Annotated in this window: 10 protein-coding genes and 1 pseudogene; 9 read left to right on the top strand and 2 right to left on the bottom strand. The window is 67.5% G+C overall.

Annotated features, from left to right (window positions below):
• From FCT00_RS18650 to FCT00_RS18635, 4 genes and pseudogenes are all read left to right on the top strand, one after another.
• Positions 1–248, top strand: a pseudogene (locus FCT00_RS18650) (M10 family metallopeptidase C-terminal domain-containing protein); the annotation flags it as partial.
• Between the two features lie 154 nt (positions 249–402).
• On the top strand, positions 403–2,121 hold the full coding sequence (locus FCT00_RS18645; protein ID WP_138424212.1) for a thiamine pyrophosphate-requiring protein: 1,719 nt from the start codon (positions 403–405) through the stop codon (positions 2,119–2,121).
• A 170-nt stretch (positions 2,122–2,291) separates the two neighbouring features.
• Positions 2,292–3,083: an IclR family transcriptional regulator gene (locus FCT00_RS18640; RefSeq protein WP_138424211.1), complete on the top strand. Its 792-nt coding sequence runs from the start codon at positions 2,292–2,294 to the stop codon at positions 3,081–3,083.
• A gap of 99 nt (positions 3,084–3,182) precedes the next feature.
• Positions 3,183–5,186, top strand: a complete 2,004-nt coding sequence (locus tag FCT00_RS18635; protein ID WP_138424210.1) for an acetoacetate--CoA ligase — start codon at positions 3,183–3,185, stop codon at positions 5,184–5,186.
• Between the two features lie 85 nt (positions 5,187–5,271).
• Here the strand turns inward: FCT00_RS18635 and FCT00_RS18630 are convergent, their stop codons facing one another.
• Entirely contained in the window at positions 5,272–5,478 is a 207-nt protein-coding gene (locus FCT00_RS18630; protein ID WP_008329858.1) for a cold-shock protein, read from the bottom strand.
• Positions 5,479–5,793: 315 nt separating this feature from the next.
• Here FCT00_RS18630 and FCT00_RS18625 point away from each other — a divergent pair, with 315 nt between their 5' ends.
• The 5 genes from FCT00_RS18625 (at position 5,794) to maiA (ending at position 9,648) form a co-directional block, all read left to right on the top strand.
• The gene (locus FCT00_RS18625) at positions 5,794–6,447 is read left to right on the top strand and encodes a dienelactone hydrolase family protein (RefSeq protein WP_235889183.1); all 654 of its coding nucleotides are present in this window, start codon (positions 5,794–5,796) and stop codon (positions 6,445–6,447) included.
• Positions 6,448–6,513: 66 nt separating this feature from the next.
• A complete protein-coding gene (locus FCT00_RS18620) occupies positions 6,514–7,272 on the top strand; it encodes a LamB/YcsF family protein (protein WP_138424208.1) in 759 nt (252 codons plus the stop codon).
• Complete coding sequence (locus FCT00_RS18615) at positions 7,269–7,964, top strand: 5-oxoprolinase subunit B family protein (protein WP_138424207.1); 696 nt, start codon at positions 7,269–7,271, stop codon at positions 7,962–7,964. Before FCT00_RS18620 ends, FCT00_RS18615 begins: the two co-directional genes overlap by 4 nt.
• A complete protein-coding gene (locus FCT00_RS18610) occupies positions 7,957–8,970 on the top strand; it encodes a 5-oxoprolinase subunit C family protein (protein ID WP_138424206.1) in 1,014 nt (337 codons plus the stop codon). Before FCT00_RS18615 ends, FCT00_RS18610 begins: the two co-directional genes overlap by 8 nt.
• Positions 8,971–9,030: 60 nt before the next feature.
• On the top strand, positions 9,031–9,648 hold the full coding sequence (maiA, locus tag FCT00_RS18605) for a maleylacetoacetate isomerase (RefSeq protein WP_138424205.1): 618 nt from the start codon (positions 9,031–9,033) through the stop codon (positions 9,646–9,648).
• Between the two features lie 161 nt (positions 9,649–9,809).
• On the opposite strand, the gene FCT00_RS18600 is transcribed toward maiA, so the two are convergent.
• Positions 9,810–10,595 carry a PaaX family transcriptional regulator C-terminal domain-containing protein gene (locus tag FCT00_RS18600; RefSeq protein WP_171043045.1) on the bottom strand — a complete coding sequence of 262 codons (786 nt, stop codon included), beginning with the start codon at positions 10,593–10,595 and terminating at the stop codon, positions 9,810–9,812.
• Positions 10,596–10,624: the final 29 nt, after the last annotated feature.

The raw sequence follows: 10,624 nt of genomic DNA, 5'->3' as shown, positions 1-10,624 counted from the left end.
GGCTGGGCGCGGCGGCCGACCGGATCGACGATTTCGAGGCCGGAGTGGACCGCATCATCCTGCGCTCCATCGACGCCGACACGACCACGGGCGGCGATCAGGCGTTCACCTTCGGCGGCACGCTGACGATGAGCCAGTCGGGCGGCGACACCATCATCGCGCTCGACACCGACGGCGACACGGTGGCGGATGCCGAGATCCACCTCACCGGGCTGCTCACGCTGACGGAGCGGGACTTCGTGCTGTAGGGGGCGATAGGCTCTCCCAGCCTGCCGCTCGGCCCGAAACGCCGGACCGCTCACAGCGCCCGGCTTCCACGGGGCGACCATCCCTTGACGCGCCCGCGGTGCAAAATCACAGTGCGTCGGCGGTCTCGCATCAGGCGAGGCAAAGGGAGGACGCATGAAAGGCGAGACGCCGGGGGATAGCCCGATCACCGCAGGTGGGGCGATTTTCACCAAACTGAAAGCACTCGGCGTCAGCCACGTGTTCAGCAATGCCGGCACCGATTTTCCGCCGATCATCGAAGGGCTGGTCGAGGCGCAGCGGCGCGGGTTGGACCTGCCGCTGCCCGTCACGGTCCCGCATGAACATGCCGCCGTGTCGATGGCGCACGGGTTCTATCAGGTGTCGGGGCGCGCGCAGGCGGTGATGCTGCACACGAACGTGGGCCTGTCGAACGGCGCGACCGCGATCATCAACGCGTGGTGCGACCATATCCCGATGATCGTCATGTCGGGCCGCACGCCGACCACCGAACGGGGGCGGTTCGGGGCGCGCACGGTTCCCATCGGCTGGGGGCAGGAGATGTTCGATCAGGAGGCGCTGATCCGCGAGGCGACCAAGTGGCAATACGAGATCCGCTTTCCCGAACAGGTGCCCGAGCTTCTGGATCGCGCCTGGGCGATCGCGAATTCCGGACCGAAGGGGCCGGTCTACCTGAGCCTCCCGCGTGAAGTGCTGTGCGAACCTTGCCCGGCAGAGGGGATTTCGGCCCCGCCGCGCATGACACCGGTGACGACCGCACCCGATGGCGATGCGGTCGCGAGAGCGGCGAGGGCGCTCGCCCAGGCGGACAACCCCGTCATCATCGCGCAGCGCGGGGCGGGGGGTGCCGACGGGTTCGCCGCCCTGACCCGGTTCGTTGAGGATCACGCGATCCCGCTGGTGCATTATTGGCCGAACCAGATCGCCATTCCCATGGCCCACCCGATGCAGGTCGGGGCGGACCCATCGCCGTGGCTGGCCGAAGCCGACGTCGTGCTGGCGCTGGACTGCCTCGCGCCGTGGATGCCCGACGGTGTCAAATTGCGCGACGATGCGACGATCATTCAGGCCGCGCCCGACCCGCTGTTCGGGCGCACGCCGGTGCGCAACTTCCCGGCGGACATCACGCTCGCCGGACCCGTTGGCGCGACCCTTGCCGCGCTGATCCCAGCGGTCGGTGCCGAGCCGCGCGACGAAACCCGGATCGCCACGCGGCGCAAGCGGGTCGCGGCGGCGAGCGAAACGTCGCGTGCGGCGGTCATGGCCCGCGCCGAGGCGGGGGCGAGCGCACCCATGACGAAAGACTGGGTCAGCCTGTGTCTGGGCCGTGCGCTCAAGGGTCGGCGCGCGACCGTGTTTCACGAGCTTGGCTGCCCGCTCCAGCCGCTCGACCTCGACCAGCCCGACAGCTACTTTCAGGAACCGTTCTCCGGCGGCCTCGGCTGGGGGATGCCCGCCGCGATCGGGGCCAAGATGGCCGACCCGGACCGGCTGGTGGTCGCGACCGTGGGTGACGGCAGCTACATGTTCGCCAACCCGACCGCCTGTCATTTCGTGGCCGAGGCGCAGAACGTCCCGCTGATCGTGCTTGTGCTCAACAACGAGGAATGGGCGGCGGTGCGATACTCGGTTCAAGGGCTCTACCCTGAGGGCGAAAGCAAGACCGCGAACGAGGTGCCGCTGACCTCGCTGCGCCCCAGCCCCGATTTCGCCAAGGTGGCCGAGGCGAGCCGGGCCTATACCGAGACAGTCACCGACGGGCGTGATCTGCCCGCCGCGCTCGACCGGGCGATCCGCGTCGCGGAGGAGGAACAGCGTCAGGTGCTGCTCAACATCGCGATTGCGCGGGGGTAGTCCGGACCCGATGCCCATTCCGACGCCGCAGCCATGCGCGCCGGAAAATCAGGAAACGTGCTTTGCGGGACGGGATGTCCAAGTTAACACTGGGTCACTAGTGGAGCAAAGCGGGCGTGCAGCGCACGGGTTTCGCACGGAAAAAGCTCGGCAATGGTGTGGGTGACGGTATGAAAGACGGCAATCAGGACGGAACTCAGGCGATCCGGCGCGCGGCGGCGATCCTGAAGCAGATCGCGCATGTGTCGGGGGACGCGCCCAAGACCCTGCGCACGATTTCCGAAGCCGTGGGTCTGCCCCGCTCGACCACCCACCGCATCCTGAAAAGCCTCACCGACACCGGGCTGGCCGCCTACAACGCCGACACCCGCCGTTACGAGGTGGGGATGCTCAGTTACGAGCTCGGCCTCGCCGTCAGCGACCGGGTGCTGGGCCTCGCCCCGTGGACGGCCTGCGTGGACCGCGTGGCCGAACGCGCGAACGTGACCACCTACCTGATGCGCCGCTCGGGGTTCGAGGCGGTGTGCATCCACAAGGCCGAGGGCCGCACCGTGATCCGGGTGATCCCGGTCGAAGTGGGGCAGCGGCGCTATCTGGGCGTCGGGGCGGGGGCCACCGCGCTCCTCGCCGGGTTGCCGGACGCGACCGCCGAACGGGTGATCGCGGCCATCGCACCGGAATTCGACGCCTTCGAAAGCCTGAGCGCCGACAGCGTGCGCGACGCGATGGAACGCGCCCGGCGCACGGGCTTTGCGGAAAGCCGGGGGCAGGCCTATTCGTCGATCTACGGGCTTGGGCGCGGGGTCAAGGCGTTCTCGGCGGAACCCGACCTTGCCATTTCCATCGCCGTCCATGCGCAGGATGTGGACGACGCCCGGATCGCCGCGTGGAAACGGATCATCGACGAGGAAATCGCAGCCACACAGGGCACGCGGCATCGGGGTGACGATACGTCTGAATGACCGGGCGGCGTTCAAGGCGGTTGAACCTGCGACGCGCGTACATATCGTGCTCACCATGATCGAACAGGTCGACCCTGACACGTTAACGGAGCAGATGGCATGAGTACGGTGAGCGAAGGACAGGAACTCTGGACGGCCAGCCCGGAGCGTCGGGCACGGGCCGAGCTGACCCGGTTCCTTGCATGGCTCGCGGGCGAGCGCGACGTGTCGCTCGCCGGATATCGAGAATTGCAGGTCTGGTCCGTCGAAGACCCGGCGTCGTTCTGGCGCGCGGTCTGGGATTATTTCGACGTGATCCACGAGGGCGAGATCGAGCAGGTGCTGACCGACGATCCGATGCCGCGCACGCGCTGGTTCACCGGAACACGGCTGAACTATGCCGAGAACATCCTGCGCCACGAAACATCGGGCGACCCGGAGCGTCCGATGATGATGCACTGTGCCGAGACGCGGCCGGACATCGCCGCGATAAGCTGGGCCGAGGTCGCCGGACAAGTGCGCAAACTGGCGACCCGGATGCGTGAGATGGGGATCGAGCCGGGCGACCGTGTGGTGGCTTATATGCCGAACATCCCCGAGACCTTCATCGCCGTGCTGGCGACCACCGCCATCGGCGGCATCTGGTCCTCGGCCGCGCCGGAGTTCGGCGCTCAGACCGTGATCGACAGGTTCAGCCAGATCGAACCGAAGCTGGTCTTTGCGGTGACCGGCTACCGCTACGGCGGCAAGTATTACGACCGCTCGGGCGAATTGGCGGGCATCCTCGCGGCCCTGCCGACGGCCGAGCGGCTGGTCCTGCTCGACTACCTGCCCGGCGCCGGGCGGCCCGTCTTCGCGGGCGAGACGCTGGACTGGGCAGCACTGTTCACCGGCCCGGACGTGGCGCGCGCGGATTTTGCCTTTACCCGCGTGCCGTCCGATCATCCGCTTTGGGTTCTGTTCTCTTCCGGCACGACGGGCCTGCCGAAGCCGATCACGCACGGGCACCACGGCATCGTCGTCGAACACCTGAAAAAGGCTTCCTTCCAACTCGATATGCACAAGGGCTCGGTCTATTTCTGCTATTCGACGACGGGTTGGATGGTGTGGAACACCCTGATGGCCGGACCGATGCTGGACGGCAAAGTGGTTCTCTACGACGGGCACCCGGCCTATCCCGACGCCCGACTGATGTGGCGCATCATGGCAGAAACCGGCGTCACCACCTTCGGCGTATCACCCACCTTCATGCAGATGGTGCGCGGGGCGGGCATTCGTCCGGGGGAAGAGTTCGACCTGTCCGCGCTGGAAACCATCCTGCTGACCGGATCGCCCGCGACACCGGAGATTCTGGCCTGGACGCACGAGGCGGTGAAACGCGATCTTTACGCCACCTCGCAATCGGGCGGCACCGAAGTGTGCTCTGGCATCCTCGGCGGATCGAGCCTGCTGCCGGCCTATGCCGGCGAGATTCAGGCCCCTGCGCTGGGGTGCGATGCGGTCGCCTTCGACGAGGCGGGGCAGCCGGTCGTGGGCGAGGTGGGCGAACTGGTCATCCGACAGCCCATGCCCTCGATGCCGCTCTTTTTGTGGGGCGATGAAGGGTTCGCGCGCTACACCGACAGCTATTTCGACGTCTATCCCGGCATCTGGCGTCACGGCGACCGGGTGCGGTTCAACGAACGCGGCGGGTCTTACGTTCTTGGCCGCTCGGACGCGACGCTCAACCGCTTCGGCGTGCGCATCGGGTCGGCCGAGATATACCGGACGATGGAAACCTTCGACGAGATCGCGGACAGCCTGATCGTGTGCATCGAGGAAAAGGATGGGGGCTATTACATGCCGCTGTTCGTCCAGATGGCGAACGGCAGCCTGTCCGATGCCTTGAAGGCCGAGATCGCGCGCCGCCTGCGAGCCGAACGGTCGCCGCGCCATGTGCCGGACGAAATCGTCGAGGTGCCGGAGATTCCGACCACGCTCACCGGCAAGAAGATGGAGGTTCCGGTGCGCCGGATGCTTCTGGGCGAGAACCCGGACAAGGTCGCGTCGAAAGATGCGACCCGGAACCCGGCGGCACTCGACTGGTTCGCGACCTTCGCGCAGTCGCGGCTCGCCGACGCCTGACCCTGAAACGAAAATCGCGCCCCGATTTGGGGCGCGACGTTATCTCATGCGCCGTGCGGATACCCGCGCGGCATCTCGCAACAGCTCAGAGCAGTTCGAGGTTCGCGGCGGATTCGCGACCGTCGCGGCCCGCCTGAAGCTCGTACGACACCTTCTGGTTGTCGGCGAGGCCGGTGAGGCCCGAACGCTCGACAGCCGAGATGTGGACGAAAACGTCCTTGCCGCCTTCCGACGGTTCGATGAAGCCGAAGCCTTTGGTTGCGTTGAACCATTTCACGGTGCCAGTGGCCATTCCGTAGTCTCCTTTAGTAGTCTGCCCGCAGGATGCGGCAGGTCGGCGTAGTAGTCTGGATCGAGGGAAGTAACGCCGGTGTGGTCGGAGACTTGGTCGAAAAAGATAACGTCTGCGACACGTCCATATCAGGCAATCACGAAATCGCCAATGCAATTCGGTGTGAAGTGGTCACGCAATCGCCGGGACCGGCCGCAAAGGCCATCCGCGCGCCCGTGCTCCGGTGCTCGATCCGGCAGGTGCATGGCACGCGCTCTCTCGATCATCCCGCACGGCGCTGCTATCAACGTCCCAGACAGCGGAGGACGCGATATGATGACCCGACTTCAGGCGAACGATGGCCACGGTTTCGAGTGCTGGATCGAACCGGCACAGGGCGAACGGCGCGGCGGGATCGTCGTCATTCAGGAAATCTTCGGGCTGACCGATCAGTTGAAGGGCGTCGCGCGCCTGTATGCCGCCGAAGGGTATGAGGTGGCGATTCCCGCGCTTTTCGACCGTCAGGAACGCGGCGCGGTCATCGCATTCGACGATCCGGGGCGGGGGCGCGACCTGATGGCCAAGGCCGATCTGGACCAGACCATGATGGACATCGGCGCGACGGTCGATGCGCTCGCCGCCAAGGGGGGCAAGGTCGGCGTGATCGGGTTCTGCTGGGGCGGCGGCCTCGCGCTCAGATCCGCCCAGACGCTCGACATCGCGGGCGGCGTGGCATTCTACGGCACGCGGATGCCCAGCTACCTCGACCGGCCTCTGAAGGCTCCGATGCTCGCGCATTTCGGCACGCAGGACGACCATACACCGCCCGAAGGCATCGCGGAGGTGAAAGCCTACCTGCCCGAGATCGAAACGCATATGTACGAGGCCGGCCATGCTTTCGCCAACGACCAGCGTCCAAGCTACGTGGCCGATGCCGCGGCGCTGGCCCATGATCGGACGAAAGCGTTCTTCGCCACCCATATCAGCTAGGCGCGGCATATTCCAATTCCCGCCTGTGGGTGATTGACTGGGCTTGAGATCAGACAAGGGGTGACCATGCGGATCGACCTCAACGCCGACCTTGGCGAAAGCTTCGGCCCGTGGGTCATGGGCCATGACGACGAGATGCTCGCGCTGGTGACCAGCGCCAACGTCGCCTGCGGCGGGCATGCGGGCGACCCCGAGACCATGTTCGCCACCCTGAAACGCGCCGCCGAGCTGGGTGTCACGGTCGGCGCGCATCCGGGCTATGCCGACCGCGAAGGGTTCGGCCGGCGTGTGATCCCGATGGCGCCGGGCGAAGTGACCCGGATGGTGACTGCCCAGATCGGCGCGCTCGTCGGCATGGCGGGTCTGGCGGGTACGAAAGTGGCTTACGTCAAACCCCACGGCGCGCTCGCCAATCTTGCGGGCCGAGACGAAGAGGTGGCCGAGGCGATCGCGGATGCCGTCGCATCCTTCGATCCGGCGCTCGCGATCCTCGCCATTTCCGGCACGAAGCTGGAGCAGGTGGCGAAGGCGCGGGGCATGGCGGTCTATTCCGAGGTCTTCGCGGACCGCGCCTATCAGTCCGACGGGCAACTGGTGCCGCGCGGTACGCCGGGGGCGGTTCTGCACGATGCGGGCGAAGCGGCGGATCGGCTCGTCGGGTTCCTCGAAACGGGCCGGATGCCGGTGCTGGGCGGTGGCGACGTGGCGTTGGAAGCTCATTCGATTTGCGTGCACGGCGATAACCCGGCGGCGGTCGAAACGGCGCGCAGCATACGCGACGCTCTGTCCGCCAAAGGCATCACGCTGGCCCCGTTTCTGGCGTGAGCGGCTGGCCGCGATACCGCGCCGTGGCCGATCACGCGCTGCTCGTCAGTTTCGGGACCGAGATCGGGGACGAGATGAGCGCGCAAGTCCTCGCCCTCGATGCGCGATTGGCGCAATCCACACCCGCCGGGGCGATCGAATGGGTGCCCGCGCTGGTCAATCTGCTGGTGAATTTCGACCCGGAGGCGACCGACCACCGCACGGTTCAGGGCGAGATAGAACGTATGCTTGCCAATCCGGTCCGAACGGATCAGCAGGGACAGGAGCGCGTCATCGAGATTTGCTATGACGCTGCCTTCGCCCCGGATCTGGAAGCGGTGGCCGATGCGGCCGGGATGACGACCGAAGACGTGATCCGCACGCACCGCGACGCGGCCTTTCGGGTGCGTATGTATGGGTTCGCGCCGGGCTATGCCTATATGTCCGGCGTGCCGGAGGAGATCCGCGTTCCGCGCAAGTCGGCGGCCCTGCGCGACGTCCCGGCGGGCAGCGTCATAATCGCGGGGCCACAATGCCTCGTGACCACGCTCACCATGCCGACCGGCTGGTCGATCATCGGGCGGTCGCCGACGCCCATCCTGCGCTCGGATGCCGATCACCCGTTCCTGTTCGACGTGGGTGACCGCGTCCGGTTCGCCCGGATCGACCGGGACACTTATGAGGCCCGGATGGCGGAGCGGGGCGATGGTTGACGCGGTGCTTACCGTCACCTTCGCCGGGCCGCAGGTCAGCTTTCAGGACGGTGGGCGGCGCGGCTGGATGCGCTTCGGCGTGCCCGCGTCCGGGCCGATGGACCGCTTCGCCCATGCCGCCGCCAACCGCGCGTTGGGCAGGCCAGCCGGGGCCACCGCGATCGAGGTGTCGATGGGCGGCCTGTCCCTGACCTGCGAGAGCGGCACGGTGAGCTTCGCGGTCTGCGGCGGCGGCTTCACGCTCGACCATGCCGGGGCGCGGGTCGAAGGCTGGGTGGTGCGCACCTTGTCGGCGGGCGAAAGCCTGACGATCCGTGCGGGCAAATGGGGCAGCTGGTGCTATCTCGCCATCGCGGGCGAGGTCGACGCGCAGGCTTGGCTCGGCGCCACCGCGACCCACGCGATCTCGCAGTTCGGCGGCGGGGCGCTGACCGCCGGACAAATGATCACCCTGCGCCATGCCGAGGCGACCCCGTCACGCGAAGGCCCGTTGCCCGCGCCACCCCTGCCGGACCCGAACGCGCGCCTACCGGTCGTGCCCGGTCCGCAGGAGGACCGGTTCGCGCCGGGCGCGTTGGACACCCTGACCCGCGAACCCTTCACCGTGACCCCCGCCTATGACCGGATGGGGATGCGGCTGGACGGCCCCGAACTGGCCCTCGCCGACGCCCTGTCGATCCCGTCCGAGCCGACCCTGCGCGGCTCGATCCAAGTGGCGGGCGACGGGGTGGCGACCGTGCTCCTCGCCGATCACCAGACGACCGGGGGTTATCCGAAGATCGCGACACTTGTTTCGACCGCGACCGATGCGCTGGTGCAGGCGCGGGCGGGCGACAAGGTGCGGTTCTTCGCCGTATCGCCGGACGAGGCCATCATGCGCGCCCGGCGTGACCTTGCGACCCGGCAGGCCTGGCTCGACGAGATCGCCGTGCCGCGCGGAAGCTTGGAAGACCGGCTGATGCGGGCCAACCTCATCAGCGGGGTTCATCACGGCGGCGATGAGTGATCCGGTGGACCTTGCCCGCCCGCCCACCTATCAAGAACGAAACAGGACAGGGAGGCCGGGATGGTCACGTTGCATGATTACTGGCGGTCGTCGGCAAGCTACCGGCTGCGGATCGCGATGGGCCTTGCCGATATGGAATGGGAGGCGGTGACCGTCGACCTTCAGGCGGGCGCACAGACATCCGAGGCGCATATGAGCCGCAATCCGCAAGGGCTGGTCCCGGTGCTGGAGATCGACGGGCACAGCTTTACCCAATCGCTTTCGATCCTCGAATATCTGGATGAGACACGCGATCTGGGACTGCTGCCAAAAGACCCGGCAGGCCGTCAGGCGGTGCGCGCCCTGTCCTATGCTATCGCGATGGAGATCCACCCGGTCTGCAACCTGCGCGTGGCGAAACACGCGGTGGCGGCGTCGGGGGGCGCGATCACCATGCAGGGTTGGATGCAGGCCTTCATCGGGCCGGGGCTTGCCGCGTTCGAGGCGATGCTGGAGGGGGGCGACTACTGCTACGGCGGTGGTGTGACCATGGCCGACATCTGCCTTGTGCCGCAGCTTTACAACGCCCGGCGCTGGGAGGTCGATCTGGCGCCGATGCCGAAGATCCGGCATATCTCGGACAGGCTGGACGAGATCCCTGCCTTCGCCGCCGCCCACCCGGACCTCGCGCCGCACTGAGGCGCGTGACCGGATGGTGCGGGCTTGCGCCCGCGCTCTCAGATATGAGGGGCAGGCCCCTCAAACTCCGCAGGTCTGAATGAGGGAAAAGCCCCTCAAACTCCCCGGCGAGAGGGCGCTGCCCTCTCGCGCTCTCCCGAGGTTTTTTGAAACAGAGAAGATCAGGAGGCGAGGGTGGTTGCGGCGGCGCGCAGCGCGTCGAGCGCGGGGCGCGGGTGGGCGTCAAGCGTGCGGGCGATTGCCGTGCGGGCCTGTGCGCCGGGCCAGTCCGGGCCGAGGATGAGGTCGGGGAGCGTGCCGTGGCGCAGGCGCATCCGCCGCCAGTGGTGAAAGGCGATGAGCCGCAGGATTGTGCGCGTCACGATGTCGTCGGGCGCGGGTCCGAGGGTTTCGAGCGCCTGTGCCAGCCGGGTGTAGTCTGCGAGGGCTTCGGGCGAGATCACCACGGATGCGATCCAGTCGGGCAGGGCGGCGGTGTCGAGCGTGGTGACCAGCGCGGCCGATAGGGCCGGGTCGAGCGGCCCGGTGGTGAGCGCCGACCGGGTGCCCGGGAACACGGTGTCGTCGGGCAGAGCGTCGATGAAGTCCTGCGTGGCCATCGCCGGCTCCGGCAGGACCAGCGACACCGGAACCGGGGCGGGCGGCGCGGCGGCGTAGATCACCGGGCGCACGGCCTCGGTGCGGGCGCGGCCCTCGGGCGTCAGGGCGTAGGACGAGACGCGCCCGTCGCGCTCCGCCTCGATCCAGCCGTCGCGCTTCAGCCGGTGAAGCGCCACGCGCAGCGCCTGATTGTTGATCCCCGTGCCTTCGACCAACCGGGTCAGCAGCGGCCCCTCGATCCGGTCTTCGGGGGCGCGGCACAGATCGCCCATGATCGTGACGACCACGGACCAGACCTTGAGCGGTCCGAGGGCCAGAAGCCTATCGATGTCGGGGGATGCGGTCATGGGGCGAGGGTATCCCCGCCCCATGCGGG

This window comes from Maritimibacter alexandrii (assembly GCF_005871115.1).
Lineage (GTDB): Bacteria > Pseudomonadota > Alphaproteobacteria > Rhodobacterales > Rhodobacteraceae > Maritimibacter > Maritimibacter alkaliphilus.
Note: the sequence above shows the minus strand (reverse complement) of the source record. Positions and strands in the feature narration are given on the sequence as shown.

Coding starts and splice junctions, on each gene's coding strand:
- FCT00_RS18640 (WP_138424211.1), top strand. CDS start 2,292: ATGAAAGACGGCAATCAGGACGGAACTCAGGCGATCCGGCGCGCGGCG.
- FCT00_RS18630 (WP_008329858.1), bottom strand. CDS start 5,478: ATGGCCACTGGCACCGTGAAATGGTTCAACGCAACCAAAGGCTTCGGC.
- FCT00_RS18600 (WP_171043045.1), bottom strand. CDS start 10,595: ATGACCGCATCCCCCGACATCGATAGGCTTCTGGCCCTCGGACCGCTC.
- FCT00_RS18620 (WP_138424208.1), top strand. CDS start 6,514: ATGCGGATCGACCTCAACGCCGACCTTGGCGAAAGCTTCGGCCCGTGG.
- FCT00_RS18635 (WP_138424210.1), top strand. CDS start 3,183: ATGAGTACGGTGAGCGAAGGACAGGAACTCTGGACGGCCAGCCCGGAG.
- FCT00_RS18645 (WP_138424212.1), top strand. CDS start 403: ATGAAAGGCGAGACGCCGGGGGATAGCCCGATCACCGCAGGTGGGGCG.
- FCT00_RS18625 (WP_235889183.1), top strand. CDS start 5,794: ATGACCCGACTTCAGGCGAACGATGGCCACGGTTTCGAGTGCTGGATC.
- FCT00_RS18610 (WP_138424206.1), top strand. CDS start 7,957: ATGGTTGACGCGGTGCTTACCGTCACCTTCGCCGGGCCGCAGGTCAGC.
- maiA (WP_138424205.1), top strand. CDS start 9,031: ATGGTCACGTTGCATGATTACTGGCGGTCGTCGGCAAGCTACCGGCTG.